The organism is Bradyrhizobium sp. cf659 (genome assembly GCF_900113725.1).
Classification (GTDB): Bacteria; Pseudomonadota; Alphaproteobacteria; order Rhizobiales; family Xanthobacteraceae; genus Bradyrhizobium.
Genome location: NZ_FOQJ01000004.1, coordinates 607,351 through 632,596, shown reverse-complemented (window position 1 = coordinate 632,596; position 25,246 = coordinate 607,351). Strand labels below are relative to the sequence as shown.

The window sequence follows — 25,246 nt, the reverse complement described above, 5'->3', positions numbered from 1 at the left end:
GATAGTTGCGCTCAATCGTCCGGTCGTAGCTATTGTCGCGCATCGGATCGTCCTCCAGCGGAGCGATCCAATCAGCGAATTAGTGAACATGCACAATTGCGAGCGCAGCGACTTGTCCGCCGAAGCTTTAGCGAAGGCGGAAGCAATCCAGAGTCTTTCCGCGGAAGGATTCTGGATTGCTTCGCTGCGCTCGCAATGACGGGGATGGATTGCCCCGCCTTACCAGCAGGACAATCCCGCGTCGATCGTGGTCCAGAAGCCGCAATGTTCCGGCGCGAGCATTGGCGCGCCGGCATGGGCTTCGAACAGGAAGATCGCGACGGTGAAGACGATCAGTGCGGAGGCGAAGAGAGTGATGCGGTTGCGCATGTGAGATGCGTTTAACCGATATCGTGGTCGAATGATGGCACCGCCACATGCTGAAACCGCAGCCGCGCGCGATCCGTAGATTCACAGTCGGCCATTATCCGTGCAGGGCGGTGGTCGATGCGGGGCTGTCCGCCTAACGTTGTTCCTCGGGCGGCCCCGCTTGGGAATCCGCAGCCCGTAGCCCGCATGAGCGCAGCGATATGCGGGAACTGTCTTCCCGGATATCGCTTCGCTCATCCGGGCTACTGGATCTTCATCACCGCGCCAGCCACTCCGCGACTTGCTTCTGCGACTCCGCGCGCGCGACCGCATCGGTGCCGAGATGGCCGTGCTCGGGCGCGGCGGCGTCGCTGCTGCCGCTAGCTGCGTGCAGCGGCGTGTTGGCGCGGTCGAAATCGTGATAGGCGCCGGGATAGACTACGATGCGCGCGAGCGCGCTGCGGCCATGCGCACCCTCGACCATCTGGCGGCAGGCCGGCGGCGACGACACGTCGTCATTGGCGCCGATCAAAACCAGTGTCGGCACCCGCGTGCTCCAGCCGAGGCCGGCGGAAATCCGGCAATCCGGATAGAACGCGATCGCCGCGCGGAAATCCGGCCCCGCGTCGCGCGCCGCGTTCTGCGGGCGCACCGCCCACAGCAGCGTGCTCGCGCCGTTGGCCCAGCCGATCAGGCTGACGCGGTCGCGCGCGACCCAGGCCTGCTTCATCAGCCAGGCGCGCGCGGCCGTGACGTCGGCGACACGCTCGCGCCGCGCCTTGACGTGCGTCTCCTTGACGCGGCATTGCGGCCCGAGCTCGCGCGAGCCGTAGCTGTCGGGCAGCAACACCGCGTTACCAGCCTTGAGCAGCCGCTCCGCCCAGTCGCGATAGCGCGGCAATACGGGATCACCATGGCCGCCGAGGCCGCCGCAGCCATGCAGCGCGATCACGGTCGGAAACGGCCCCGCGCCCTCGGGCTTGTAGAGCTGCGCATGCAGGACGCCGGACGACAGCGGAATCTCGACCTGCTGCGGCGCAGGCGCGGCGCGCGCGGCCGACATCAGCAGCATCAGGAACAGGGCGGTCAGTCGAAGGCGCATCGGACTCTGCCGTATCAGGTGCCGGCCGCTTGCGCCGGGACGATCCTTCGCCCGAACCACTATCATGCGGAAACAGCGGCAAAACATCACAAACCGGTGGGTTTACCGGGCGGACAGGCCGCCCTATCTATGCTACATCCCGTCCAACACATCGTGCCCTCCAGGTTTTTTACGGAGAGGCCTTCCACGGAGACTTTCGACCGTGCTGAACAAGTTCGGCTCTTCCGGCAATGGCGAAACGCAGGTGCAATATCTCGACGGCGATTTCCGCGTGATCTCGCCGGGGACCTATGTGCGCTGCGCGATCACCGACACGCGGATCCCGCTCGACGAATTGAAATACTGGAGCGTGGACCTTCAAGAAGCCTACGCCACGCCGGCCGCGGTGCTGCAGCGGCATTTCCCCGGCGCACCGAAGCCGCAGCCGTGAGGCCACGCCCGCGGCTCTATTGCTGCTCCGTGGCATTCTCGCCCACGCAGGTCTTGATGAAGGTCTTCCTGGGCTCGCCGACGACCTTCTGATCGATCGCCTGCTTCAGGCAATCGACCCGCGCCTGCGCCATGCAGAGCTGCAGCTGGTCGCGCTTGTCCTGCCCCTTCAGGTTCTGCGTCGAGCTGAGGCATGTCACGCGCTTGGTCGCGGGAACCGGCACCGTGCCGGTCGAAGCGGCGGGCGGCGTCGTTTGTGCAAACACGGGCGCAACAATCAGACACACAAGGCTGGCGGCGACAGTCGCGGACGGCAATTTCATCGAATTCTCCTGATCGGTCCCGGACCGATAGGCGTTTTGCGATGAATGTCGCGTGAATGGCGGGCTGCCGCAGGGTGCGGCAAAGCGAAAGCGTGCCCACCATCACTTCGTCGCGGGCGTGTGCTCAGGCTTGGTGAGATTGTGTTACGTTGGGGGCAGGACAGTTTGGGAGCTCGAATGGGACGCCCGAATGCATTCGACGGGATGATGCACGAATTCTGTGCGAACCTAGGTTGGTGTGGCGGCGTCGAGGATCGCACGCCGCTGCACGTTTCCGACTTTATTCCAGACACAGGGCCGGTTTCTGCGGATCAATTTGCAAGCTGGCTCATCATGGCCGAAGGTCTCGATCCCGACCTGTTCAGTGCTTCCGAGCGCAGCCAACTGAAGACTGTCTTCGTGAAGCACATGGGAACGGACGTCGTCGATGCGAGCAAGCTTCGCTCCGGACATCACAGCGTGTAAATTGCGCCGCGCTATTCCAGCCACCGCGGCACGGGCAGTGCACCTGAACTGCGGGTCTTACAGCCAAAATGATCTCCGTCGTGCCGATCTGCGTTGCATCGAACAGTGCTTGCACTCCTTGGTGAGTCATTTCGCGCTGTGGTTGGATTCTTTGGTGCGACTTGGCGCCCTTAAGTTGTTTGACGAAGTCTTGGTGAAACAGAGGGCTGCTATAGTGCGTGTTAGGTAACTGGCCCTGCTCTTTTTATCGCGCAGACAATCAAGTCAACCAAACGGCCATCGAGCTTTGGAATTGGCGCAGTCTGTGAACGGGCTCATATCGAAGAGCCATCCGGCGGGTTACGATCACCTCGAAAATTTGCGGTGAAATATTTGTAAATCGAAAGTCAAACGATGGGGGTGATCATGCCCACCATACTGGACCTGCTCTATCGTGAATATTGCCGCGCCCGCCTCGCTGAAATGCGGAAACAGCTTCTGATCGCAGCTGAACGCTCTGAAGCTCTTGAAGCGCATTATCATCCTGCGGACCAGGGTGACGATGAGAGGACGGACGTACAACGCAAGACCGGTCGCGGCGTGCCGACTTGAAGCGGCACCAAGACCGGCGATCTCTCCCGCGTAGCAGCGACCAAGAAATTGGCAGCAGTTTGGGAGCAAGCAATGAATACACCCGAATGCTATACAGTGATGGTGGCCTGCGTCTCGTGCCTGACCATCATCGGAATGATAGCCGTCGGAGCCTGGTGAGGGGCCTATCCGCTGAGCCGGGATTGCACGCCGTTAGCGGGGCCGCTGGCAAGCACGTTCAGTCGGACCTATGGCGCCGGACGCAGCACCCACCGTCCCGCATCGTCCGTCAATGGACGCCGCAAGGCCTTCGCCGCGCATAGCGTGCAGACCTGCTTCTTGCTGTGAGTTTTAAGCGTTGCCGCCGCTTGATACGATTGCGGCGGCATCGCTCGAGATCCGGATGTCAGCCTCCGGGCGGAGTATACGAAGAACGCAGCTTCGCCGCGTTCTGGCGGACCTGCTTGATCTCGTCCTGCGTGAACAGCCGGGTCAGTTTCACGTTCTGCAGGGTGCCCGCCGTGACGGTCAGGCCGGAAATGGCCGGAGCCGCACTTGGATCGGGCACATCGAAAATCACCAGAACGCCTGGGCCGTCGGCCGCAACGCTGTACATCGAAATCAGCTTGCCGCCGGCCGCTTCAATGAGTTTTCTCGCCGCCTCCTGGCGATCGGTCGTGGGGTTTTCCAAAATGGCGTTGAGAGCGCGTGGTGTGTATTGTCCAGTGAGGCAAAAATGCATGGCATGTTCTCCTCTGAGCTTTTGGCAATAACTCTCCCTGCCGTTCCGAACTGATCGTAACGGCCGCTGCATCTGAAATGATAAAGCTACGTTGCCCGCCGTGGGCATAAACGCCGTCGATGATTGCCGGGAGTTCGGCACGTCCCGGTGACGGCTCTCGTAAAAGGCTACATCAACGCCAGAATGTGCGGAAGAGAATTCATCAGCCGCGACATGTCGCCCCGGTCGCTCGTCACATATCGCAGGCGCTCGCTCTTTGGGCTACGCGGAGCCGCTTTGCCATCCCTACGCGATCATCGCCTGCCGAACCGCCGCTCGCGCGCCTTGAAGAGCTGGTCGCTGATCAACTGCCGCAGCTTTGCGGGCTCGTCGAATTCGAGCTGAACCGCGAACGGCACGATGCCGTCGGGCACGCGCTCGCTGCCACGCAGGCGCGCGAGGTCCTTTTCGGTCGTCACCAGCGTGAGCTGCTCGCGCTGGGCGTCCGCCGCGAGCGCGGCGATCTCCTCGGGCGAGAACATGTGGTGATCGGCGAAGGAACGCGTGCGCGCGACCTCGATGCCGCAGGCGCGCAGGGTACGGAAGAAGCGCTCGGGATCGCCGATGCCGGCGAAGGCGAAGACCCGCTTGCCGAGGAGCTGCGCGACCGAGGCAGCATCCGGCTTCAGCCGCGCGCACAGCTCGGGCTTGTTGCGCTTGGCTAGCTCGGCGGCGACATCGTTGGCGGCACGGCCGTCGCCGATCAGCACCAGCGCGTCGGTGCGCGCGAGCTGCGCCTTCAGCGGCGCGCGCAGGGGCCCGGCGGGAAACACCTTGCCGTTGCCGATGCCGCGCTCGCTGTCGATCACGATCAACGAGGTATCCTTCAGCAGACGCGGGTTCTGGAAGCCGTCGTCCATCAGGATCACGGTGGCGCCTTGTGATTTGGCGAGCGCGACGCCGTCGAGGCGGTCGCGCGCGACGACGACCGGAACGTCGCGCGCCATCATCAGCGGCTCGTCGCCGATGTCGGCTGCGATGTGACGCGCGCCGTCGACCATCACTGGGCCGTCCAGGCGCCCGCCATAGCCGCGGCTGAGCACGACAGGCGTCTCGCCGAGCTCGCGCAGGAGCTTCGTCAGCGCCAGCACGGTGGGCGTCTTGCCGGCGCCGCCGACATGATAGTTGCCGACGCAGATCACGGGGATGCCGGCGTCGAATCCCTGGCGCGCCATGCGACGCGCCGTGATCGCGCCGTAGAGCGCGCCCAGGGGACGGAGGATTTGGGACTCTGGGGAACGCGGCCGGTACCAGAAGGCCGGCTCACGCATTGGCGGCTCCCATCTCGATCCGCAATTGCAGCAGATACGGCTCGAGCGCGGTCATTGTGCGCTCCAGCGCGCCGCCGAGCTGCTCGACCACGCTGCTGCCTGCGTGCTGTATCTTGTCGCGCACGGCGGGATCGGCGAGCAACTGGCCGAGCTGCTTGACCAGAAGCTCCTGCGTGTCGGCCTGGCGCGCGCCGCCGCTCGCATCGAGCGCTTCGTAGACGTCGGCGAAGTTGAAGACGTGCGGACCGTGGACGATGGCAGCACCGAGCTTGATCGCCTCGATCGGATTCTGGCCGCCATGGCGGATCAGCGATCCGCCCATGAATACGATCGGCGAGAGGCGGTAGAACAGGCCGAGCTCGCCCATGGTGTCGGCGACATAGACATCGGTGGTCGCCGTCGGCAGCTCCTCGCGCGAGCGCAGCGCCGGCTTCAGGCCCGACGCGGTGATCAGGCCCGAGATCGAGGAGCCGCGATCCGGATGGCGCGGCACGATCACCGTCAGGAGCTGCGGGAAGAAGCCGACCAGGCTGCGATGCGCCGCCACCAGCATCTCGTCCTCGCCCGGATGGGTCGAGGCGGCGACGATGATCGGCCGCCCGCGCGTCATCGCCATCAGCCGTTCGAGCTTGCCGGGATCGGCCGGCGGTGCCGGCACGTCGAGCTTGAGATTGCCCGTGGTGAGGACGTCGCGGCCGCCGAGCGCGGAGAAGCGTTCGGCATCGGTCTTGGACTGCGCGAGACAGATGTCGAAGCGCGACAGCAGTGCCGAGATGGTGCCGTACATGCGCTGCCAGCGCGGGAAGGAGCGCGGCGACATCCGCCCGTTGATCAGCACCATCGGCACCCGTCGCGTTGCGCCCGCCAGGATCAGGTTCGGCCACAGGTCGGATTCGATGAACAGCGCCAGCGACGGCTTCCAGTGGTCGAGGAAGCGCGCGACATAGCGCGGGGAATCATACGGCACGTATTGATGGATGACGTCGGGCGGAAAACGCTTGGCCACCACCGCGGCCGAGGTGACGGTGCCCGACGTGAGCAGGATGCGCAAATTGAGATCGCGCAGGCGCTCGATCAGCGCCGCCGCGGCCAGCACCTCGCCGACGCTGGCGCCGTGGATCCAGACCAGCGGACCATGCGGCCGCACGTCCCGGGACAGGCCGCGCCGCTCGCCGACGCGCGCGGGGTCTTCCTTGCCCTGCTTCAGCCGCCGCTTGATCAGCGCAGGTGCGAGCGGCACCAGGCCGGAGGCCAGGCGTTGATACATCCGCAGCGTCATCGGGAGCGTGTTAGGCATCTTCCGGCCCCGAGCGGCCGAGCTGCGCATAGGCGCGCCGGGTCGCCTCGTTCAACGTCTCCTCCAGTTCCAGCCGCAGCGCTTCCATCATGGCGGCGTCGGCGTCCGGCGGAACGTGGATTTCCTTGATGCCGACCAATGCGCCCCGCCCGAATGGCAAATTGATGGTGGTGCGGTCCCAGTTCTTGAGCCGGATGAAGCGGCTGGTCGCCATCGCAAAAGGCATGATCGGCCGCCCCGATTCCCGTGCCAGCATGATGATGCCGAGCCCGGCCACGCGCGAGCGCTTGGGGACATCGGCGGTCAGGGCGACATTACAACCGTCCTGGAGCGTCCGCACCATTTCCTTGAAGGCGCCGACGCCGCCCTTGCGGTGGAAGGCGCCGCCATGGTCGCCGGAACCGCGGATGGTGCCGATGCCGAGCCGCTCGGCGGCGATCGCGTTGAACTCGCCGTCGCGATGCCGCGAGATCAGGACCCTGGCCTTGTACCAGTCCTTGTTCTTGATGAAGGGGGTGAGGAAATGCTGGCCGTGCCAGAAGGCGAAGATGGCGGGGATCTGCGGCTCGACGCGCTCATAGACGTCCGGCGGATCGAACGTGAATGTGTTGGTCCGCCAGACCAGACGCAGATATTCGGCCGCCAGGACCCCGACGGCACGCTGAACGAAGCTGCTCCGCAGCGTATTGCGAAGCAGCCTTTTCAACGCGCCTTCGTTTCTTGATTCGGGTCGAGCAGCCGGTGGAGATGGACGATGAAGTAGCGCATCTGCGCGTTGTCGACCGTGCTCTGCGCCTTGGCGCGCCAGGCGACGTGGGCGGACGCATAGTTCGGATAGAGGCCGACGATCTCGACGTCGTCGAGGTTCTTGAAGGTGTTGTGCTCGAGGTCGAGCAGTTCGCCTCCGATGACGAGATGGAGCAGTTGTTGCGGGGCACTATCTGGCATGGGTTCTCTTCCTAACGGGCTGCCCGGCAAAGCAGTGTTCGACAAGCACAGCGAAAGCGCTCAGGGCAAGGGACGATTTCGAAAATGCGCGACAATGCTCGCATGACGATCGCGACCCGCTGCCACCAGCACCCCGTGCGCCACTTCCCGGCGGTTATAGAGGATGGGATCTCCGGAGAGGTCGCTCATCCTACCATCCGCTTCCTGCACGATCAAATCGGCCGCCGCAAGGTCCCAATCATGGCTGTTGCCGCCCGCAAAAGCCGCATCCAGCGCGCCATGGGCGACCCGGCAGAGCCGGAGCGCGAGCGAGCCGATTCGCCGGTGCAGCTTGATGTCGCCGCCGGAGCTGTTGAGCCGCTCGACCATCGGCTTGGGGCCGGCCATGCGGGAGAAATCGAGCGTGGACCCGGACGTCGCCCGCACCGGCCTGTCGTTGAGCAGCGTGCCCTGGCCGCGGGCCGCGAAGAAGAACTCGCCGCTGGTCGGCGCGAACACCGCGGCCAGCACCGGCGCGGCGTCCGCGACCAGCGCCACGCTGACGCACCAGTCGTCATGGCCGCCCAGATAGTTGCGCGTGCCGTCGATGGGATCGACCACCCAGACGAGCCGCCGCGACAGCCGCGTGGCATCGTCGGCGCTCTCCTCCGACAGCCAGCCATAGTCGGGCGTGGCACTGCGCAGGCGCGCTTCGAGCAGGTCGTTGACGGCGATGTCGGCTTCCGACACCGGCGAGGACGCGCCCTTGGTCCATTTCCTGAGCTCGGTGCGGAACATCGATTGCGCGAGCGCGCCCGCTTCCCGCACCGTGTCCTTCAGCAGCGCTGCGTCGCGGGTCAGGATCGTCGCGTCGAGAGAGTTCGCGTCAGCGTCCGCCAAGCGTCAAACCCTCGATGCGCACCGTCGGCGCATTGATGCCGTAGCGGAACTCGAGATTGTTGGCGGGCTGCATCGACTTGAAGATCTCGAACAGGTGGCCCGCGATCGTCACCTCGCTGACGGGATAGGTGATCTCGCCGTTCTCGATCCAGAAGCCGGAGGCGCCGCGGCTGTAATCGCCGGTGACGCCGTTGACGCCGGAGCCGATCAAATCGGTGACGTAGAAGCCCTGCTTGATGTCGGCGATCAGCTCGGCCGGCGTCGGCGTGCCGGCCTCGAGATGCAGATTGTACGGCCCGGGCGAGGGCGAGGACGAGACGCCGCGATGGGCGTGACCGGTGGTGGCAAGGCCCAGCTCCCGCGCGGTGGCGCAATCAAGCAGCCAGGTCGTCAACACGCCCTCGTCGATCAGCGCGGTCTGCTTCACCGCGACGCCTTCGGCATCGAAGGTCTGCGAGCGCAGGCCGCGCTTGCGCAGGGGATCGTCGATGATGCGGATGTTCTTGGCGAACAGCTGCTGGCCGAGCTTGTCCTTCAGGAAGCTGGTCTTGCGCGCGATCGAGGCGCCGTTGATGGCGCCGACGACATGGCCGACCAGGGAGCCCGCAACGCGCGGATCGAACACGACCGGCACCTTGCAGGTCTCGACCTTGCGCGGATTGTAGCGCGCCACGGTGCGCTCGCCGGCGGAACGGCCAACGATCTCCGGCGACAGCAGGTCGGCCCCGTGCGGCGCCGAGGTGAAATCGTAATCGCGCTCCATGCCGGTACCCTCGCCTGATATCGCGGTGGCCGAGATGCCCTGGCTGGAGCGCAGATAGGAGCCGTGGAAGCCGGTGCTGGTGACGAGCACCATGCCGCCGATGCCGGCGGAGGCCGAGGCACCGCCGGACTTGGTCACGCCCTTCACCGCGAGCGCCGCAGCCTCGGCTTCGAGCGCGCGGCGCTCGAGCTCGGCGGTGGCCGGCACATCGGGATCGAGCAGATCGAGATCGGGGAAGTCGCGCGCGAGCAGCGCGGGATCGGCGAGGCCAACATATTTGTCGTCGGGCGCGACCTTCGCCATCGCGACCGCGCGTTCCGCAAGCTTGGTCACGGCATCGCCGCTGACGTCGTTGGTCGAGACCACCGCCTGGCGCTGGCCGACCAGGACCCGCAGGCCGACATCGTCGCCCTCGGACCGCTCGGATTCCTCGACACGGCCGTCGCGCACCTCGACGCCTTGCGAGACGCCGCGCACTGCGACCGCATCGGCCGCATCCGCGCCGGCGCGCCTGGCCGCCTCGACCAGCCGCTGCGCGAGATCGGACAGCGCGGACTGATCAAACAGGTCGCGATTGGCTTTGGGCGAAAGCGTCGAGCTTGGTGAAGGGTTCACAAACGAAATCCTGTTGGGGGCGGGGGTTCGGGACCGGAACCCACAGATGTGCCCTGGTAGCGCGGACTTCAAGCATTTTCAGCCCGCCAAAAGCTCAGATTCGCGACTTCGGCGCAACGTCTCGTCAATCATGCGCGCCAAGGTCTTGTCAATCATGAGCCGCGGTGACGCTGGGTTAACCAGCCTTTTTAAGCGGTTTCCGAACCGGGCGCGCTAAGGTCCTCGCATCGACCGGGAACATAATCCTGGCGGGGAGAACTAAAGCCGTGAGGCGTCAAACAGCAACAAGCGGGATCGCTCCCGCCGGGTCGGGCCGCAGCTTGCGGCTCGACCCTCTTTCCCTTCCGGTCCGCTTCGATGCGCATGATCCGCGCGCCGACGGATACACAAGGCAGATCGAGCTTCATCGCGAACGCGTCGTGCTGCGCCGTGCCGTCCGCGGTATGCGGATGGCGATCAACGTGCGCGTCAGCGACTTCACCGGCGTCGCGCTGCGCGGCAACGACGAGGCGAAGGCCCTCATCCTCGTCCATCGCGACCCCTCGCTCTCCGTTCCGCTGCTTGTCGGCGCCGACGGCGACGAGCTCACCGAAGCCTGGGCGGTCTGGAGCGAGATCTTCGCGCTTCCGCAACTCGACGAAGGCGCCCGCAAGCCCGCGCCGCGCCGCCGCCGCGCCAACGCGATCCGCGCCCGCCGTCCGAAATTCCTGATGCGCCGGCGCACCGCCATGGCGCGCGAGCTGTCGGTTCATCAGGGCGAGCGCGAGATCATCGCAAGGAATTGAGTGAGATTCTGTAGGGTGGGTTAGCCGAAGGCGTAACCCACCACTGTCTATCCCTGCGGAAACAAAAGAGGTGGGTTACGCTTCGCTAACCCACCCTACGCATTACGCGGCCCGCATCACCGCGTCCGCCAGCAATCCCGCGAACAGCAATAGCCCGGCATCGCGGTTCGACTTGAACAGGCGCAGGCAGAGCGCAGAATCGTCGATGCGAAGCCGCATGATCTGCCAGGCCAGATGCGCGGCGAAAGCGGCAAGCCCGAGCCAGGCGGGCCAGCGCACGTCGCCTGACGCCAGCGCGACGCCGATCAGCATCACCGCAAGCCCATAGAACAGGATCAGCGCCTGGTGCGTGTGCGCGCCGAACAGGCGCGCGGTCGACTTGATGCCGATCAGCGCGTCGTCCTCGGCATCCTGATGCGCGTAGATTGTGTCATAGCCGATCACCCAGGCGATCGATCCGCCATAAAGCACGAGCGCGGTGACGTCGATGCGGCCGAAGGTGACGGCAAAGCCCATCAGCGCGCCCCAGGAGAAGGCGAGCCCGAGCACGATCTGCGGCCACCAGGTGATGCGCTTCATGAAGGGGTAGATCGCGACGATCAGAAGCGAGGCGATGCCGGTCAGGATCGCGAAGCGATTGAATTGCAGGAGCACCACGAGACCGATCAGGGCCTGCGCGACCATGAAGGCCAGCGCCTGCTTCGTGGTCACCTGCCCCGACGGCAGCGGCCGCGAGCGGGTGCGCTCGACCTTGTCGTCGAGGTCGCGGTCGGTGATGTCGTTCCAGGTGCAGCCTGCTCCGCGCATGACGAAGGCGCCGATGAAGAACAGGACGATGGTGAGCGGCAGGCGGCTTAAGTCGTGCGCGATGCCGGCGGCAAGTGCCGCCGACCACCAGCATGGCATCAGGAGAAGCCAGGAGCCGATCGGACGATCGAAGCGGGACAATCGCAAATAGGGCCGCGCCCATCGCGGCGCGAGCGTATCGACCCAGTTGCCGGTAGAGTCGGCAACGCGGGCGCTCGTGTCGCTCATCGGGTGAGGACGTTGCCGTTGAGCGTGTCGAAGGTGCTGCCGCCCTTCTTGCCGGCGTTGGCCTCAGGCGCCGAGCCCGACCCCAGCACCTCGCTCAGCGACGGACCGGCCGGACCGCGCGGCTGCTGCTGCATCTGCTGCGCAACCGTACAGACCTTCTTCTGCATGGCCTCGGTGTTCTTGTGGCCATCTTTCATCTGCGCGCCGATCTGCGGCGGGATTCCGCATTTGGCGCCATTCGCCTCGACATACTTGATCATCTTGAGCTCGGCCTGGCTGAAATTGCCGATCAGCTTGCAGGCCTCGTCCGGCGTCGCATGACGGTCGCTCGCGGCCTTGATCAGCTTGCCGCGCTTCTCGGCCTCTTCGCGCAACGGGACGAACGCCTTCATGCAGTCCTCGCCCGGCCCTTGCGTCGGCGGGGCCGCGCTGAAGGCGCCGGCGCCGCCGATCGGCGCAGCGCCGTTGGCGGGAAACGAGGATTGCGGCGCCGTGCCGACGGACGCGGTCGGCGCGGAGCCGTTCACGGGCGGAAATGCCGAGCTGCTCGCGGCCTGGTTCGGCAGCGGCGCCGGGAAGGCGCTTTGCGCATAGGCGCCCGCGGCCCCCATAGTGACCATGGCGGCGGCGATCGGAACCATCAGATGACGGATCATCAAGGCAGTCTCTCCGGCAGGAGCTTACGGGGTTCGGCGTCTTCCCAATTGAAGCGCAACCAGCGTGTTCGCGTTTTTACGATTCCCGCCGGCGCTTAACAACCCGTCGAATAGGGCAAGAGCGCGGCGCGCCGACGCACCGGTTTGGCAATATTTACCCCGAAATGGCGGCTTTCGGTTAATAACGGCGGCAAATCGGACCTGTGAACGATGCCCTCCCACGATTTTCGCGCCCCCCGCCTGTTCGTCGATGCCCCCCTCGCCCAGGACGCCAGGATTCCGCTCGACCGCGACCAGAGCAATTATCTCGGCAATGTGCTGCGGCTTGCCGCGGGGGCCGAGGTCCTGGCCTTCAACGGCCGCGACGGCGAATGGCAGGCCGCCATCGAAGGCCGCAAGCGGCCGGACGGCCTGGTGATCCTCCAGCCGACCCGGCCGCAGGACCGGCTGGCGGACCTCACTTACGTCTTCGCCCCGCTCAAGCACGCCCGGCTCGATTACATGGTCCAGAAGGCCATCGAGATGGGCGCCGCCAGCCTGCAACCGGTCCTGACCCGGTTCACCCAGGCCTCCCGGGTCAACACCGAGCGGATGCGTGCCAACGTGGTCGAGGCGGCCGAGCAATGCGGCATCCTGAGCATCGCGACCGTGGCCGAACCGGTGCCGCTGGAGCGCTTCCTCGGCCAGCGCGCCGCCGGTCGCCTGCTCATCTTCTGCGATGAGGCCGCGGAGGTCGAAAATCCCGTTCAGAGTCTGCAAGGCGCGCGCGAGGCAGGACAAGGTATCGACGTGCTGATCGGCCCCGAAGGCGGCTTTGCCGAGGAAGAGCGGGCGCTGTTGCTGCGGCAGCCCAAGATCCTGCGGCTCGCCCTCGGGCCCCGGATCATGCGGGCCGACACCGCCGCGGTAGCGGCGCTGGCGCTGGTGCAGGCGGTGCTGGGCGATTGGGGCGGCCCCTAACGTGGTAATAACGAGCCGGCAACCGCTTCCCAAAAGGTTTGCTCATCTCGTTTGCCGTCCAAGCGTGCTCTTTCCGCCTGCTTGTTTGCATGGGATGCGGCCGACGAACCATGAGCAATCCCGAGCTCATACGCCGTGCGCTGGACCTCAATCCAGAAATCGTGGTCGGGGGGTGCCGTCATGACACCACCTTGCCACTGGGACTAAATTAGGACAGTCCCAATTGTAGCACCCCTGTTAAACCATTGTGCCCATTGGAGGTCGAAACCGCTGTCGGGCCATGCTAAGGGCTGCGCCAATTCGCCTCCCCTTGCCCTGCCCGGTTCCGCCGGGACGATGGACCCCTGAGATGACCGCGACTGCCACCTCAAATGCTGCCGGCTCCGCCGCCTGGGCGGATACGCTGCTCTTGTCGTTCGCGCAGGCCGGCTATGTCAGGGCCGAGCCGGCGATCCTGCAACCCGCCGAGCCGTTCCTGGACCTTTCCGGCGAGGACATCCGCAAGAGCCTGTACCTGACCACGGACCTCACCGGCGAGGAGCTCTGCCTGCGCCCGGACCTGACCATACCGGTGGCGCGCGATTACCTCGCCTCCAGCCGCGCCGGCCAGCCGGCCGGGTTCAGCTATCTCGGTCCGGTGTTCCGCTACCGCAGCGGCCAGGCCAGCGAATTTCTTCAGGCCGGCATCGAATCATTCGGCCGCCAGGACCGCGCTGCGGCCGATGCCGAGATGCTGGCGCTGGCGCTGGAGGCGACCAGCGCCTTCGGCGTCCGCGACGTCGAGATCCGCACCGGCGACGTGGCGCTGTTCAACGCGCTGCTCGACGCGCTCAACCTCTATCCGGTCTGGCGCCGCCGCCTGGTCAAGGACTTCAACCGCAAGATCAGCCTGGAGCAGGATCTGGAGCGGCTGGCGGCCGCGACGACCGCCACCCGCAGCGAATATGAGGGCGTGCTGGCCGCGCTCGCCGGCTCCGACCGCAAGGCGGCGCTCGCCTTCGTCACCGATCTGATGTCGATCGCCGGCACGACCAATGTCGGCGGCCGCACCACCGCCGAGATCGCCGACCGCTTCCTCGAGCAATCGACGCTGAAGGGCGGCGCGCTGCCGCGCGAGGCGATCGCCGTGCTCAAGCGCTTCCTGTCGATCGCAGGCAATCCCGACGACGCCATCGCCGAGCTCCGCGCGCTCACGACCGACGCCAGGCTCGACCTCACGGCTGCGATCGACCAGTTCGAGAGCCGGGTCGGCTTCATGGCTGCGCGCGGCATCGACGTGAAGCAGACGCGCTTCTCCACCGCGTTCGGACGCGGGCTCGACTATTACACCGGCTTCGAATTCGAGCTGCATCACCGCGGCAACGGCGCCGAGCCGCTGGTCGCCGGCGGACGCTATGACGGGCTGATGACCCAGCTCGGTTCGGCCGAGCCGATCGCCGCGGTCGGTTTCTCGGTCTGGGTGGACGCGCTGACCCGGATCGGCCGCAAGGTGGGAGCTTAAGTCATGAGCGCGCCATTCGTTCTGGCCGTTCCCTCCAAGGGCCGCCTCCAGGAAAACACCGAGGCCTTTTTCGCCCGCGCGGGCCTCAAGCTGTCGAAGGCCGGCGGCGCACGCGACTATCGCGGCACCATCGCGGGCCTCGACAATGTCGAGGTCGCCTATCTCTCGGCGAGCGAGATCGCCGCGCAGCTGTCGCGCGGCTTCGCCCATCTCGGCGTCACCGGCGAGGATCTGGTGCGCGAGAACATCGCGGACGCCGACAAGCGCGTGTCCCTGATCGAAGGGCTGGGCTTCGGCTATGCCGACGTCGTGGTGGCGGTACCGCAGGCTTGGATCGACGTCCGCACCATGGCCGACCTCGACGACGTCACCACCGGCTTCCGCGAGCAGCATCACATGCGGATGCGGGTCGCGACCAAGTTCGTCAATCTCACCCGCGCGTTCTTCCAGAACCACGGCATCACCGATTACCGCATCGTCGAAAGCGCGGGCGCGACCGAAGGCGCGCCGGCGGCCGGCAGCGCCGAGCTGATCGTCGACATCACGACGACCGGCGCGACCCTCGCCGCCAACGGCTTGCGGGTGCTCGACGACGGCATGATCCTGCGCAGCCAGGCCAATCTGGTCGCCTCCAGGGATGCCGACTGGTCGCCGCAGGCGCGGGAGACCGCGCGCATCATCCTCGACCACATCGCGGCGCGGGCGCGGGCCAACAAGTACCGCGAGGTCCGGACCCGATTCCGGCAGTGCGACGCCGTCCTGCTCGGCGAGGCCCACAGCCGTTTCGGCGTCGAGGCCCCGTTCGGCGGGCCGACCTCGTCGGGCATGCTGACGCTGCACTGCCCCCCGGGGCAGCTTTATGCGCTCGCGAGCTTCCTGCGGGAGCACGGCGCCGAGACCGTCTCGGTGGTTTCGCTCGACTACGTGTTCGACCGGGAGAACCCGCTGTTCGCCAAGCTCGAGGCGTTCCTGCGGCAGTGAGCCTCAGGTCCGTTCAGCGTAGCGACAGCAAACGGCGGCTACCATATGCTGTTGAGATGACCTTGAACGCCCTCTGGAACCTTGATCGATGACGCTGGGCTCTGATGTTTCCGCCCTGACGACCACCGCGGCCAACGCCGCCGCGAAGGGGTTGTCGATCATCGTTCCCGTCTACAACGAGGCGGCGGGCCTCGCCGCCCTGCACCAGCGCATCTGCGATCTCGCCAAGACCCTGCGGCAGCGCTATCGCCTCGCTTGCGAGGTGGTCTATGTCGACGACGGCAGTGCGGACGCGACGCTGTCGATCGCACGCAGCCTGCCGGCCGACGCGATCGACGTCCAGGTGGTCTCGCTGTCGCGCAATTTCGGCAAGGAGGCGGCGCTGATGGCCGGCCTCGACCATGCCCGCCTCGGCGCCGTGATGTTCATGGACGGCGACGGCCAGCATCCGCCGGCTCTCGTCGAGCAGCTCGTGCGACACTGGATCGATGACGGCTATGACGTCGTCTATACGGCCAAGGCGCATCGCGACAACGAAACCTTCCTGCGGCGGCTCGCCGTGCATGGCTTCTACGCCCTGATCAACTGGGGCGCCCGCCAGAAGATTCCGGAAGATGCCGGCGACTTCCGCCTGCTTTCGCCGCGCGCGGTCACAGCGCTTCGGCAACTGCCGGAGCGCAACCGCTTCTTCAAGGGCCTGGCAAGCTGGATCGGCTTCCGCCAGATCCGCGTCGACTACGAGCCGGCGCCGCGCGCCCATGGCGTCACCACCTTCAACGCCGCGCGCCTGCTCGGCCTGTCGATCGAGGGCCTGACCTCGTTCTCGGTGGCACCGCTGCGCTTCGCCAGCCTGCTCGGTGTCGTGCTCGCCGGCATCGCCTTCCTGTTCGGCCTCTCCATTCTCTGGGAGGTCTTCACCACTGGCAAGCAGGTCCCCGGCTACCCCTCGCTCGTGGTCGGCCTGATGACGATCGGCGGCGTGCAGCTCATCATGATCGGCATCGTCGGCGAATATATCGGCAAGATCCTCTCCGAGCTGAAGGCCCGCCCGATCTACTTCGTCGCCGAGCACAGTGAAAAGCACTTCGAAACCGAGAAGGCCGACGACGCCTCGAAGAGGACGGCGGCCGAATGAGCGCGGCGGCGCCGCCGCGGCGGATCTGGCTCTGCGCCGACGATTACGGCATCAGCCCGGGCGTCAACCGCGCCATCCGTGACCTGATCGAACGCGGCCGCCTCAACGCCACCTCGGTGATGATGGTGGGCCCCACGATCGCTCGCAGCGAGATCGAGGCGCTCCAGGCCGCAGCGAAGACGAGCCCGCGCTGCGCGATCGGGTTGCACGTGACGCTGTCCGCGCCGTTCCGGCCGCTGACCATGCATTTTCGCCCGCTCGACGGCGACATGTTCATGCCGTTTCCGAAGCTCTTGTGCGCGGGTGTTTTGCGGCGGCTCGACCGCGAATTCTTTCGCAATGAGGTGAAGGCGCAGCTCGCGGCCTTCGCGGAGGCTTTCGGCCGCGCACCAGACTTCGTCGACGGACATCAGCATGTGCAGCTCTATCCGCAGGTGCGCGACGGCTTTGTCGACGCGGTTGCAGAAACCGCGCCAAACGCCTGGGTACGCCAAGGCGGCCGCGACCTGCCGCTGAAGCAGCGGTTGGCCTCACCCAAAGCCATGGTGCTCGACATCCTCAGCGCGCAATTCCGCCGCCGCGCCGCCGGTGCCGGCCTCGGCTTCAATCCCGGCTTCGCCGGCGCCTATGACTTCAGCCGCGCCGCCGATTTCGGCGAAATGATGCGGCAGTTCCTGGACGGCCTGCCGGATGGCGGCCTCGTGATGTGCCATCCCGGCTTCGTCGACGACGTCCTCGCCGCGCTTGATCCGATGACCGACGTGCGCGAACGCGAGTATGCCTACCTCGGAAGCGATGAATTCGTGCGGCTGCTGGCGCAGACCAACGCGACACTGGGGTGAAAGCCGGCGAGGCAGCTTGTCGCATACCGAAATTTAATCCAGCCGGCACTGTTGGGGCCACAATGGAACCCTACATCTGCTGCGCGCTTGGTTTGCGCGAGGGAGATTGATCATGACGCCGCAGGAACGCCAGCTCGTCGACGAGCTTTTCGACCGGCTTTCGAAACTGGAAAATGCACCGCGCGATCCCGACGCGATCGCCGCGATCTCCGACGGCCTGCGCAAGGCGCCCGGCGCGATTTACGCGCTGGTGCAGACCACGCTGTTGCAGGACGAAGCGCTGAAACGCGCCCATAACCGCATCCAGGAGCTGGAAGCGGCCCATGCGCCCGAGCCGGCGCAATCCGGCGGCTTCCTGGATACCATGCGCGACACGCTGTTCGGTGGAGGCCCCTCGCGCGGCTCGGTTCCGAACGTGCCGCCGCGCGATTCGCGGCCGGTCTGGAACAGCGGCCAGGCGATGCAGCAGTCGCAGCCGGGTTACGGCCAGCCGCCTTACGGACAGGCTTACGGCCAAGGTCCAGGTCAAGGCCCAGGTCAGGGCTATGGCGCCCCGCCGGTCGGCGGTGGCGGCGGCTCGTTCCTCGGTACGGCCGCGGCGGCCGCGGCCGGCGTCGTCGGCGGCTCGCTGCTGCTCTCCAGCATCCGCGGCATGATGGGCGGATCGCACCAGCAGGCCTTCGGCGACACCAACGCCCTGGGCGACCGCAGCGCTGGTGGAAGTCCTTGGGGCGGCAGCGACCAGTCCGGCGGCTCGCTCGCGCGCGATGCCGGCCTCAACGACATCGGCTCCAGCCGTGACCGTGGCGGCGGCGATTCCCGCCAAGGCCTTGTCGACCAGGCTTCGAACGACGACCAGAATTACAACGATCAGAACGACAATGACGACAACGTCGACATGGCCGACGACAGCGATTTCGGCGGCGGCGACGATGGCGGCAGCGATTATGCGTAAGGCTGCTCGATAGCGCGCAAACAAAAACGGCCGCCCACGGGGCGGCCGTTTTCATTTCGAGGCTCGGACCTCACATCACCACGACCTTGGTGCCGACATTGACGCGGCCGTAGAGGTCGATGACGTCCTCGTTACGCATGCGAATGCAGCCCGAGGAGACGTTGGTGCCGATGGTCCAGGGCTCGTTGGAGCCGTGGATGCGGTAGAGGCTGGAGCCGAGATACATCGCACGGGCGCCGAGCGGATTTTCCGGACCGCCTTCCATGTGCCTCGGCAAGTCGGGGCGGCGCGCGATCATTTCCGCCGGCGGCGTCCAGTCCGGCCATTCGCGCTTGGCCGTGATCGACTTGACGCCGGACCAGGTGAAGCCGGGGCGGCCGACGCCGATGCCATAGCGCATCGCCCGGCCGTTGCCCTCGACGAGATAGAGGAACTTGTTCGGCGTATCGACCACGATCGTGCCGGCACTTTCCTTGCCGCTATAGTCAACGAGTTGTTTCTCGAATTTCGGATCGAATTGACGCTGCCGCGGATCGACCGCCTCCTGCTGGAGACCTGCGCCCTGCTGATATCCACCCTGCATCTGCGGGTCGCCCATCGGCGGCAGGCGGCGCGGATCGTTGTAGCCCGGCTGCTGCTGATACACCGGCGGCGGAGCGTAGGCCGGACCGCGGCCGGGGCCGTCGCCGAACAGGAACTCGATGAAGCCGCCGCCCATGTTCGCATTGGAGGCGACGCGCACCGGCGCCGGCGGCACTTGCGGCTGGTAGAGCACCGCGGGCGGATCGTTCGGCACGGTATTGTCGAAGGCGCTGGCGCTGGTTGCGCCGGCAACGAGGGTGCAAGCGCCGCCGAGCAGCGCGACAGACATTTTCTTGAACATCGACGTACTCTGTACTGTTTCGTCTAGATCACATGCGTCGTGCAGAGCTGATGGCTGATCGGCGTCCGCGACGTGGTCAATAAAAAGCAAAAGACGTTTTGTTTGGTAAACGAAAACGGCGTTTGGATTCACCACGTCGCGAACGGGGCTGCAATTTGGCGATCAGCGTTTATTTTCGATGAACGCCTCATGCTCATGGTTAATCGCTTCTTCTCGCGTCGTCGCGCGCGGCCGTGCAACAGTTCCGGTCGTGAACCTCGTGTTAAATTGCTTCTGCCTACAAAGACGCGTGAGTGAGGTGGGGGGAGTTCCTGATGGCTATTCACCGCAAACGTTTTCGTGTCGAAGAGGCTATTGTCGGCGAGATGCCCAGCCCCGAAATGATTGAGGAGGCTGCGCCGATGCATAGCGAGATCATGGCGGAGCTGCGCGCGATCCGCGCACAGATGGCCAAGGGCATTGCGCCCGCACCCTTGTCCAGCAGCGCGGCCATGGCGGCGATCGACGCCTCGACGGCGCATGAGCTCTCCGAAGCGCGCACCATGCTCGACACGTACCGGGCGCAGATCGAGCAGTGCGAGAAGCTGAAGGTCGAGCTCGACCTCATCCACGACGCCATCGACCGCACCAAGCGCGAAATCGCGACGCTGCACGGCAAGAGCTTCGACGGCGGCGAGATGGCCAAGGTCAATGGCGAACTCGGCGCGGTCGTCGGCGGCACCGAGCAGGCGACCCAGCAGATTCTCGAAGCCGCCGAGTCGATCGACCAGGCGGCCAGCGCGATGTCCAAGGTGCAATCCGCCGACCAGCAGAAGCGGCTCGCCGACGACATCCAGGAACGCGTCATCTCGATCTTCGAGGCTTGCAACTTCCAGGACCTGACCGGCCAGCGCATCAGCAAGGTCATGACCACGATGAAGTTCATCGAGCAGCACATCAACGCTATGATGGAGATCTGGGGCGGCGTCGACGCGATCAAGGCCCATGTGCCGGCACCGGTCGACTCGCGCAACGAGGACGAAAAACTCCTCAATGGTCCGAAGCTCGCCGGCGACGTCGGCCACGCCTCGCAGGACGACATCGACGCGCTGTTCGACTGAACGGACGCGAGATTGCGGAAAAGCAAAACGCCGGCGCGAGCCGGCGTTTTTGTTTTTGGGCCATCCCCTCCGTTGTCATCGTCCGCGAAGGCGGACGATCCAGTATTCCAGAGACGGCAGTGATTGAATCGAGGGGCCGCGGCGTACTGGATGCCCCGCCTTCGCGGGGCATGACGGGGGAGGAACTACGCCCTCGGGGCGCAGCGGACGTAGACCATGTTGCCGTAGCGGGTGGCGGCGTCCTTGTCGATGAAGCGGGTGATCAGGACGCGGCCGTCGAAGGACACGATCTCGCGGTCCTGCTCGCCGGGGGTCGGACCGGCCGGCCCGATATAGTTCTTGCCGCTGGGCGAACCCTTCAGCCGCAATTCCTGCGGCGTCGCCTGGTCGGCCAGATGCATGACCACGCCGCCGGAGGTGCCGCCGCCGATCACGTAGGGATTTTTGCACTGGGACCGCGCCGCAGCCTCGGTGCGGGCGCGGTCGGCCGGGTTCTGGAACGAGGCAAGACCCCAGCGGCCGACGATCTCGTCGGCGCGGATGCTCGCCGGCATTTCCGGGCCGGTACCGGGCTCGGCCTCGGGCGGCGGAGACGACGACGAGAAGGACGGCAGGCTCATGCCGCCGCCACAGGCGCCCAGCAACAGCGCCAGAGAAGACGCGGCCACCAGATTGGCTACCGTGCGCGCGCGAGCTGAACTGATCATGGCATTCCCCCGAACAAGACCATGGCCGCACCCCTCCCGCAGCCAAGCGCAAAACCGACGCCGGGGCAATGACGTCCTTTGATACGCCGGCGCCCCGAACACGTTTCCAATGCCACCATCCTATATCCGCCTCACCAATCGCTTAACCACCTTTGCTTGACAGGATCGCGGCCAAGCCATATTTCCGGGCGCACTATTAGCACTCGGAAAGCCCGATTGCTAAGCGCGCCGTTCGATCCTCGGGACGAGGGTGGACGGAAGCGCCGCCCCACCCACTTCCACTACTTCCGAAGCGAGCCTCCAAAGGGAAACGTCATGGCTAAATCCAAATTTCGTCCGCTGCATGACCGTGTCGTGGTCAAACGTATCGACGCCGAGGAAAAGACCAAGGGCGGCATCATCATTCCGGACACAGCCAAGGAAAAGCCCTCCCAGGGCGAAGTCGTCGCCGTCGGCCCCGGCGGCCGTGACGAGACCGGCAAGCTGATCCCGATCGACCTCAAGGTCGGCGACCGCGTGCTGTTCGGCAAATGGTCGGGCACCGAGGTCAAGATCGACAACGAAGAGCTCCTGATCATGAAGGAGTCGGACATCATGGGCGTGCTGGCCTAAGGCCATTCGCCTGAACGGCCGCTGAATACTCCACCGTCATGCCCGGACATAGGCGCGAAGCGCCCGGGCGTCCATCATTCTTCGCAGGATGACGGATCGCCGGACCTACGCCCCGCCGAAGAGGCTTCGGCCTCGCAGGCGGGTCAGGCCCGGCAATGACGAAGGGGATGCAGCAAGACACATCACGAAACACGAGGGATTGCAGAAATGGCTGCCAAAGACGTCAAGTTTTCCGGAGACGCGCGCGATCGCATGCTGCGCGGCGTCGACATTCTCGCCAACGCCGTCAAGGTGACGCTCGGCCCGAAGGGCCGCAACGTCGTCATCGAGAAGAGCTTCGGCGCGCCCCGCATCACCAAGGACGGCGTCACCGTCGCCAAGGAGATCGAGCTCGAGGACAAGTTCGAGAACATGGGCGCCCAGATGGTGCGTGAGGTCGCCTCCAAGACCAACGACCTCGCCGGCGACGGCACCACCACCGCGACCGTGCTGGCCCAGGCCATCGTGCGCGAAGGCGCCAAGGCGGTTGCCGCCGGCATGAACCCGATGGACCTCAAGCGCGGCATCGACATCGCGGTTGCGGCCGTCATCAAGGACATCGAGAAGCGCGCCAAGCCGGTCGCCGCCTCCTCCGAGGTCGCCCAGGTCGGCACCATCTCGGCCAACGGCGATGCCGCCATCGGCAAGATGATCGCGCAGGCGATGCAGAAGGTCGGCAACGAGGGCGTCATCACCGTCGAGGAGAACAAGTCGCTCGACACCGAAGTCGACATCGTCGAGGGCATGAAGTTCGACCGCGGCTATCTCAGCCCCTACTTCGTCACCAACGCCGAGAAGATGACCGCCGAGCTCGAGGACGCCTACATCCTCCTGCACGAGAAGAAGCTCTCGGGCCTCCAGGCCATGCTGCCGGTGCTCGAAGCCGTGGTGCAGTCGGGCAAGCCGCTCGTCATCATCGCCGAGGACGTCGAGGGCGAGGCGCTGGCGACCCTGGTCGTCAACCGCCTGCGCGGCGGCCTCAAGGTCGCCGCCGTCAAGGCGCCGGGCTTCGGTGACCGCCGCAAGGCCATGCTCGAGGACATCGCGATCCTCACCGGTGGCCAGCTCATCTCCGAAGAGCTCGGCATCAAGCTCGAGAACGTCACGGTGAAGATGCTCGGCCGCGCCAAGAAGGTGGTGATCGACAAGGAGAACACCACGATCGTCAACGGCGCCGGCAAGAAGCCCGACATCGAGGCCCGCGTCGGCCAGATCAAGGCGCAGATCGAGGAGACCACCTCGGACTACGACCGCGAGAAGCTCCAGGAGCGCCTCGCCAAGCTGGCCGGCGGCGTCGCGGTGATCCGCGTCGGCGGCGCGACCGAGATCGAGGTCAAGGAGAAGAAGGACCGCGTCGAGGACGCCCTCAACGCCACCCGTGCCGCGGTGCAGGAAGGCATCGTTCCCGGCGGCGGCGTCGCGCTGCTCCGCGCCAAGAAGGCGGTCGGCCGTCTCACCAACGCCAATGACGACGTCCAGGCCGGCATCAACATCGTGCTGAAGGCGCTGGAAGCCCCGATCCGCCAGATCTCCGAGAACGCGGGCGTGGAAGGCTCGATCGTCGTCGGCAAGATCCTCGAGAACAAGTCCGAGACCTTCGGCTTCGACGCCCAGACCGAGGACTATGTCGACATGGTCGAGAAGGGCATCATCGACCCCGCCAAGGTGGTGCGCACCGCGCTCCAGGACGCCTCCTCCGTGGCCGGCCTGCTGGTGACCACCGAAGCCATGGTCGCCGAGACGCCGAAGGAAGCTTCGCCCGCGATGCCGGCCGGCGGCGGCATGGGCGGCTTCTGAGCCCGCCGTTCCGTGACAATGTTGCGAAGGCCGCCTCCGGGCGGCCTTCTTTTTTGCCGACCATGGTTCACGCTTTCCGATTCAACCGACGGCCAAAACCCACTACGGTGGCGCCGATTCTAAAGCGCGATGAGATCGGAAAATGAGTCGTCATCGCGCTTTAGGTTATTGTTTGAGCATGATCTTTTCGGAAAACCGCGTCACACTTTTCCGGATCATGCTCCATTGCTCGAGGATTTCATCGATGCGCGCGCTTCTGGTTTGCTCCACGGCCCTTGTGGCGGCTCTGCTTGCTGTTTCACCGGAGCTCGCATCCGCCCAGATGAAGCTGTCGCCGAAGGCCACGGCGCCGGGCGGACCTGAGACGCGCTATTTCACCTCGATCGACGGGCTGATGGACGGCAATGCCGACGTGATCCTGAAGGAGACGCGCCAGGGCAAGACGGTCACGGCGGCCGTGCTCGACGTCTGTTATCCGGTCGCGAAGAATTCCGACCGCAAGGACCGCTTCGTCGTCAATCTCCAGGTCGCCGGCCAGATGCTGACCGGCACGACGCAGAGCCTCGGCGCGAAGGCGCCCGTCACCGTCAAGCTGCTGCGCAAACAGGCCGGAGACACTTTCGAGTTCCGCGGCCAGATTGGAATCGGCCAGGCCGTGACCGAGGTCACCTCGCCCGACAATTCCGATCTCAGCGAGAAGGAGTTTCTGGACAACCAGACCTCCGACGACGGCATCACGCCGCAGCCGAAGGATTTCACCGACGTCTCGCCGGAGGCGATCGCGGTCAAGGTCAAGCTGGATGCCGCGACCGAGTTCCTGAAGAGCCTGAAGGGCCAGGAGGTCGAAGTGACGCTGGCGAGCCTCAGCGTCGGCTGCGACGCGTTGCGCGCCGGCGAGCAGACCATCAACATGTCGGTCGACCCTGAGCGCGCCGGCGCGCTGCTGGCAAAATTCAAGGCGATGCCCGGCGTCGTCGCGGCGGGCTGGACCGCGGGCATGACCGAGATGGACCGCACCATCCGCTTCGCCGCGGCCGACTGGCGCGACGGCGACAAGATCAACCGCGACAAGCTCGCGTCCGCGGTGGCGGGCGTGCTGAGCCGGACGCTCGCGGCAAAGCCGGTCTCGCAAAGCTTCAACCCGGCCACCGGCAAGCTCAAGCTGGTCTTCAAGCGGCCGAACCAGGATTACCCGGCGCTCGATCTCACCGACACGATCGAGGTCGCCGGGCTCGTCTCGCCGGACAAGCCCGGCACGACCGACAAGCTCATGCTCTGGATCGGCAGCCCCGCAACCACGACCGCCGACGAGAGCAGCGGCGCCAAGCTCAATCTCTCGGACGAAGCTTCGGCCGACGAGGAAGGCGACCAGCCCGACGACAACGGCTCGGTCGAGGCGCTCGCCAAGGAGCTGAAGGGCCAGCGCTGGGACGCCGACAAGTCGGTGTGGAAATAGGCCGAGCTATC

29 protein-coding genes are annotated in these 25,246 nt (G+C 65.7%); 15 read left to right on the top strand and 14 right to left on the bottom strand.

Annotated features, from left to right (window positions below; genetic code table 11):
* On the top strand, positions 1-199 hold a 199-nt coding region (locus BM118_RS42095; RefSeq protein ID WP_210189054.1), incomplete at its 5' end, for a hypothetical protein.
* A gap of 20 nt (positions 200-219) precedes the next feature.
* Here BM118_RS42095 and BM118_RS41555 read toward each other — a convergent pair.
* A complete protein-coding gene (locus BM118_RS41555) occupies positions 220-369 on the bottom strand; it encodes a hypothetical protein (RefSeq protein ID WP_177234551.1) in 150 nt (49 codons plus the stop codon).
* Between the two features lie 256 nt (positions 370-625).
* Complete coding sequence (locus tag BM118_RS22000; RefSeq protein ID WP_177234550.1) at positions 626-1,450, bottom strand: dienelactone hydrolase family protein; 825 nt, start codon at positions 1,448-1,450, stop codon at positions 626-628.
* Positions 1,451-1,652: 202 nt separating this feature from the next.
* Between BM118_RS22000 and BM118_RS21995 the strand changes: the two genes are divergently transcribed.
* Positions 1,653-1,880 (top strand): DUF2093 domain-containing protein, encoded by a 228-nt coding sequence (locus BM118_RS21995; protein WP_092187549.1) that lies wholly within the window; start codon positions 1,653-1,655, stop codon positions 1,878-1,880.
* Between the two features lie 16 nt (positions 1,881-1,896).
* Here the strand turns inward: BM118_RS21995 and BM118_RS21990 are convergent, their stop codons facing one another.
* On the bottom strand, positions 1,897-2,202 hold the full coding sequence (locus tag BM118_RS21990) for a hypothetical protein (protein WP_092187548.1): 306 nt from the start codon (positions 2,200-2,202) through the stop codon (positions 1,897-1,899).
* A gap of 177 nt (positions 2,203-2,379) precedes the next feature.
* Between BM118_RS21990 and BM118_RS21985 the strand changes: the two genes are divergently transcribed.
* On the top strand, positions 2,380-2,667 hold the full coding sequence (locus BM118_RS21985) for a hypothetical protein (RefSeq protein WP_092187547.1): 288 nt from the start codon (positions 2,380-2,382) through the stop codon (positions 2,665-2,667).
* A 405-nt stretch (positions 2,668-3,072) separates the two neighbouring features.
* Complete coding sequence (locus BM118_RS41550) at positions 3,073-3,258, top strand: hypothetical protein (RefSeq protein WP_028174626.1); 186 nt, start codon at positions 3,073-3,075, stop codon at positions 3,256-3,258.
* Positions 3,259-3,643: 385 nt separating this feature from the next.
* On the opposite strand, the gene BM118_RS21975 is transcribed toward BM118_RS41550, so the two are convergent.
* The 7 genes from BM118_RS21975 to BM118_RS21945 all read right to left on the bottom strand — a co-directional run bounded on the left by BM118_RS21975 (position 3,644) and on the right by BM118_RS21945 (position 9,791).
* Positions 3,644-3,979 carry a GYD domain-containing protein gene (locus BM118_RS21975; protein WP_092187546.1) on the bottom strand — a complete coding sequence of 112 codons (336 nt, stop codon included), beginning with the start codon at positions 3,977-3,979 and terminating at the stop codon, positions 3,644-3,646.
* 293 nt (positions 3,980-4,272) lie between these two features.
* Entirely contained in the window at positions 4,273-5,289 is a 1,017-nt protein-coding gene (lpxK, locus tag BM118_RS21970) for a tetraacyldisaccharide 4'-kinase (RefSeq protein ID WP_092187545.1), read from the bottom strand.
* Entirely contained in the window at positions 5,282-6,616 is a 1,335-nt protein-coding gene (locus tag BM118_RS21965; RefSeq protein ID WP_092187544.1) for a 3-deoxy-D-manno-octulosonic acid transferase, read from the bottom strand. Before BM118_RS21965 ends, lpxK begins: the two co-directional genes overlap by 8 nt.
* Positions 6,579-7,292 (bottom strand): lysophospholipid acyltransferase family protein, encoded by a 714-nt coding sequence (locus BM118_RS21960; protein WP_092187543.1) that lies wholly within the window; start codon positions 7,290-7,292, stop codon positions 6,579-6,581. The genes BM118_RS21965 and BM118_RS21960 overlap by 38 nt, the downstream gene beginning before the upstream one ends.
* Positions 7,289-7,534 carry a DUF4170 domain-containing protein gene (locus BM118_RS21955; RefSeq protein WP_011090249.1) on the bottom strand — a complete coding sequence of 82 codons (246 nt, stop codon included), beginning with the start codon at positions 7,532-7,534 and terminating at the stop codon, positions 7,289-7,291. Before BM118_RS21955 ends, BM118_RS21960 begins: the two co-directional genes overlap by 4 nt.
* Positions 7,535-7,594: 60 nt before the next feature.
* Positions 7,595-8,413, bottom strand: a complete 819-nt coding sequence (locus BM118_RS21950) for an inositol monophosphatase family protein (protein WP_092187542.1) — start codon at positions 8,411-8,413, stop codon at positions 7,595-7,597.
* Positions 8,400-9,791, bottom strand: coding sequence for a TldD/PmbA family protein (locus BM118_RS21945; protein ID WP_092187541.1), 1,392 nt, complete (start codon positions 9,789-9,791; stop codon positions 8,400-8,402). The genes BM118_RS21950 and BM118_RS21945 overlap by 14 nt, the downstream gene beginning before the upstream one ends.
* Positions 9,792-10,057: 266 nt before the next feature.
* Here BM118_RS21945 and BM118_RS21940 point away from each other — a divergent pair, with 266 nt between their 5' ends.
* Entirely contained in the window at positions 10,058-10,576 is a 519-nt protein-coding gene (locus BM118_RS21940) for a DUF6101 family protein (protein WP_092187540.1), read from the top strand.
* 102 nt (positions 10,577-10,678) lie between these two features.
* Here the strand turns inward: BM118_RS21940 and ubiA are convergent, their stop codons facing one another.
* Positions 10,679-11,611 carry a 4-hydroxybenzoate octaprenyltransferase gene (gene ubiA, locus BM118_RS21935; RefSeq protein WP_092187539.1) on the bottom strand — a complete coding sequence of 311 codons (933 nt, stop codon included), beginning with the start codon at positions 11,609-11,611 and terminating at the stop codon, positions 10,679-10,681.
* Positions 11,608-12,267 carry a hypothetical protein gene (locus BM118_RS21930; RefSeq protein WP_092187538.1) on the bottom strand — a complete coding sequence of 220 codons (660 nt, stop codon included), beginning with the start codon at positions 12,265-12,267 and terminating at the stop codon, positions 11,608-11,610. Before BM118_RS21930 ends, ubiA begins: the two co-directional genes overlap by 4 nt.
* 210 nt (positions 12,268-12,477) lie before the next feature.
* On the opposite strand from BM118_RS21930, the gene BM118_RS21925 reads away from it, so the two are divergent.
* The 6 genes from BM118_RS21925 to BM118_RS21900 all read left to right on the top strand — a co-directional run bounded on the left by BM118_RS21925 (position 12,478) and on the right by BM118_RS21900 (position 18,641).
* Positions 12,478-13,227, top strand: coding sequence for a 16S rRNA (uracil(1498)-N(3))-methyltransferase (locus BM118_RS21925; RefSeq protein WP_092187537.1), 750 nt, complete (start codon positions 12,478-12,480; stop codon positions 13,225-13,227).
* 349 nt (positions 13,228-13,576) lie between these two features.
* Positions 13,577-14,728, top strand: a complete 1,152-nt coding sequence (locus BM118_RS21920; protein ID WP_092187536.1) for an ATP phosphoribosyltransferase regulatory subunit — start codon at positions 13,577-13,579, stop codon at positions 14,726-14,728.
* Positions 14,729-14,731: 3 nt separating this feature from the next.
* Entirely contained in the window at positions 14,732-15,709 is a 978-nt protein-coding gene (gene hisG / locus BM118_RS21915) for an ATP phosphoribosyltransferase (protein WP_092187535.1), read from the top strand.
* An 88-nt stretch (positions 15,710-15,797) separates the two neighbouring features.
* Positions 15,798-16,844: a glycosyltransferase family 2 protein gene (locus BM118_RS21910; protein WP_092187534.1), complete on the top strand. Its 1,047-nt coding sequence runs from the start codon at positions 15,798-15,800 to the stop codon at positions 16,842-16,844.
* Positions 16,841-17,686, top strand: a complete 846-nt coding sequence (locus tag BM118_RS21905) for a ChbG/HpnK family deacetylase (RefSeq protein WP_092187533.1) — start codon at positions 16,841-16,843, stop codon at positions 17,684-17,686. Before BM118_RS21910 ends, BM118_RS21905 begins: the two co-directional genes overlap by 4 nt.
* 112 nt (positions 17,687-17,798) lie before the next feature.
* The gene (locus BM118_RS21900) at positions 17,799-18,641 is read left to right on the top strand and encodes a DUF2076 domain-containing protein (RefSeq protein WP_092187532.1); all 843 of its coding nucleotides are present in this window, start codon (positions 17,799-17,801) and stop codon (positions 18,639-18,641) included.
* A gap of 70 nt (positions 18,642-18,711) precedes the next feature.
* Here BM118_RS21900 and BM118_RS21895 read toward each other — a convergent pair whose 3' ends face one another.
* A complete protein-coding gene (locus BM118_RS21895; RefSeq protein WP_177234549.1) occupies positions 18,712-19,524 on the bottom strand; it encodes a L,D-transpeptidase family protein in 813 nt (270 codons plus the stop codon).
* A 314-nt stretch (positions 19,525-19,838) separates the two neighbouring features.
* On the opposite strand from BM118_RS21895, the gene BM118_RS21890 reads away from it, so the two are divergent.
* A complete protein-coding gene (locus tag BM118_RS21890) occupies positions 19,839-20,624 on the top strand; it encodes a protein phosphatase CheZ (RefSeq protein ID WP_177234548.1) in 786 nt (261 codons plus the stop codon).
* Between the two features lie 185 nt (positions 20,625-20,809).
* Here the strand turns inward: BM118_RS21890 and BM118_RS21885 are convergent, their stop codons facing one another.
* A complete protein-coding gene (locus BM118_RS21885) occupies positions 20,810-21,331 on the bottom strand; it encodes a hypothetical protein (protein WP_177234547.1) in 522 nt (173 codons plus the stop codon).
* 315 nt (positions 21,332-21,646) lie between these two features.
* Here BM118_RS21885 and BM118_RS21880 point away from each other — a divergent pair, with 315 nt between their 5' ends.
* From BM118_RS21880 to BM118_RS21870, 3 genes are all read left to right on the top strand, one after another.
* Entirely contained in the window at positions 21,647-21,943 is a 297-nt protein-coding gene (locus BM118_RS21880) for a co-chaperone GroES (protein WP_025033779.1), read from the top strand.
* 207 nt (positions 21,944-22,150) lie between these two features.
* Positions 22,151-23,779, top strand: coding sequence for a chaperonin GroEL (gene groL, locus BM118_RS21875; RefSeq protein ID WP_092187528.1), 1,629 nt, complete (start codon positions 22,151-22,153; stop codon positions 23,777-23,779).
* A gap of 244 nt (positions 23,780-24,023) precedes the next feature.
* Positions 24,024-25,235 (top strand): hypothetical protein, encoded by a 1,212-nt coding sequence (locus BM118_RS21870; protein ID WP_092187603.1) that lies wholly within the window; start codon positions 24,024-24,026, stop codon positions 25,233-25,235.
* Positions 25,236-25,246: the final 11 nt, after the last annotated feature.

Excerpts from the sequence above, each read along its gene's own strand:
- BM118_RS21925 (WP_092187537.1), top strand. The coding sequence starts at position 12,478 with ATGCCCTCCCACGATTTTCGCGCCCCCCGCCTGTTCGTCGATGCCCCC.
- BM118_RS41555 (WP_177234551.1), bottom strand. The coding sequence starts at position 369 with ATGCGCAACCGCATCACTCTCTTCGCCTCCGCACTGATCGTCTTCACC.
- BM118_RS22000 (WP_177234550.1), bottom strand. The coding sequence starts at position 1,450 with ATGCGCCTTCGACTGACCGCCCTGTTCCTGATGCTGCTGATGTCGGCC.
- ubiA (WP_092187539.1), bottom strand. The coding sequence starts at position 11,611 with ATGAGCGACACGAGCGCCCGCGTTGCCGACTCTACCGGCAACTGGGTC.
- BM118_RS41550 (WP_028174626.1), top strand. The coding sequence starts at position 3,073 with ATGCCCACCATACTGGACCTGCTCTATCGTGAATATTGCCGCGCCCGC.
- BM118_RS21990 (WP_092187548.1), bottom strand. The coding sequence starts at position 2,202 with ATGAAATTGCCGTCCGCGACTGTCGCCGCCAGCCTTGTGTGTCTGATT.
- hisG (WP_092187535.1), top strand. The coding sequence starts at position 14,732 with ATGAGCGCGCCATTCGTTCTGGCCGTTCCCTCCAAGGGCCGCCTCCAG.
- BM118_RS21890 (WP_177234548.1), top strand. The coding sequence starts at position 19,839 with ATGGCTATTCACCGCAAACGTTTTCGTGTCGAAGAGGCTATTGTCGGC.
- BM118_RS21880 (WP_025033779.1), top strand. The coding sequence starts at position 21,647 with ATGGCTAAATCCAAATTTCGTCCGCTGCATGACCGTGTCGTGGTCAAA.
- BM118_RS21910 (WP_092187534.1), top strand. The coding sequence starts at position 15,798 with ATGACGCTGGGCTCTGATGTTTCCGCCCTGACGACCACCGCGGCCAAC.
- BM118_RS21965 (WP_092187544.1), bottom strand. The coding sequence starts at position 6,616 with ATGCGCAGCTCGGCCGCTCGGGGCCGGAAGATGCCTAACACGCTCCCG.
- BM118_RS21930 (WP_092187538.1), bottom strand. The coding sequence starts at position 12,267 with ATGATCCGTCATCTGATGGTTCCGATCGCCGCCGCCATGGTCACTATG.
- BM118_RS21900 (WP_092187532.1), top strand. The coding sequence starts at position 17,799 with ATGACGCCGCAGGAACGCCAGCTCGTCGACGAGCTTTTCGACCGGCTT.
- lpxK (WP_092187545.1), bottom strand. The coding sequence starts at position 5,289 with ATGCGTGAGCCGGCCTTCTGGTACCGGCCGCGTTCCCCAGAGTCCCAA.
- BM118_RS21955 (WP_011090249.1), bottom strand. The coding sequence starts at position 7,534 with ATGCCAGATAGTGCCCCGCAACAACTGCTCCATCTCGTCATCGGAGGC.
- BM118_RS21905 (WP_092187533.1), top strand. The coding sequence starts at position 16,841 with ATGAGCGCGGCGGCGCCGCCGCGGCGGATCTGGCTCTGCGCCGACGAT.
- BM118_RS21920 (WP_092187536.1), top strand. The coding sequence starts at position 13,577 with ATGACCGCGACTGCCACCTCAAATGCTGCCGGCTCCGCCGCCTGGGCG.
- BM118_RS21975 (WP_092187546.1), bottom strand. The coding sequence starts at position 3,979 with ATGCATTTTTGCCTCACTGGACAATACACACCACGCGCTCTCAACGCC.
- groL (WP_092187528.1), top strand. The coding sequence starts at position 22,151 with ATGGCTGCCAAAGACGTCAAGTTTTCCGGAGACGCGCGCGATCGCATG.
- BM118_RS21985 (WP_092187547.1), top strand. The coding sequence starts at position 2,380 with ATGGGACGCCCGAATGCATTCGACGGGATGATGCACGAATTCTGTGCG.
- BM118_RS21885 (WP_177234547.1), bottom strand. The coding sequence starts at position 21,331 with ATGATCAGTTCAGCTCGCGCGCGCACGGTAGCCAATCTGGTGGCCGCG.
- BM118_RS21895 (WP_177234549.1), bottom strand. The coding sequence starts at position 19,524 with ATGTTCAAGAAAATGTCTGTCGCGCTGCTCGGCGGCGCTTGCACCCTC.
- BM118_RS21870 (WP_092187603.1), top strand. The coding sequence starts at position 24,024 with ATGCGCGCGCTTCTGGTTTGCTCCACGGCCCTTGTGGCGGCTCTGCTT.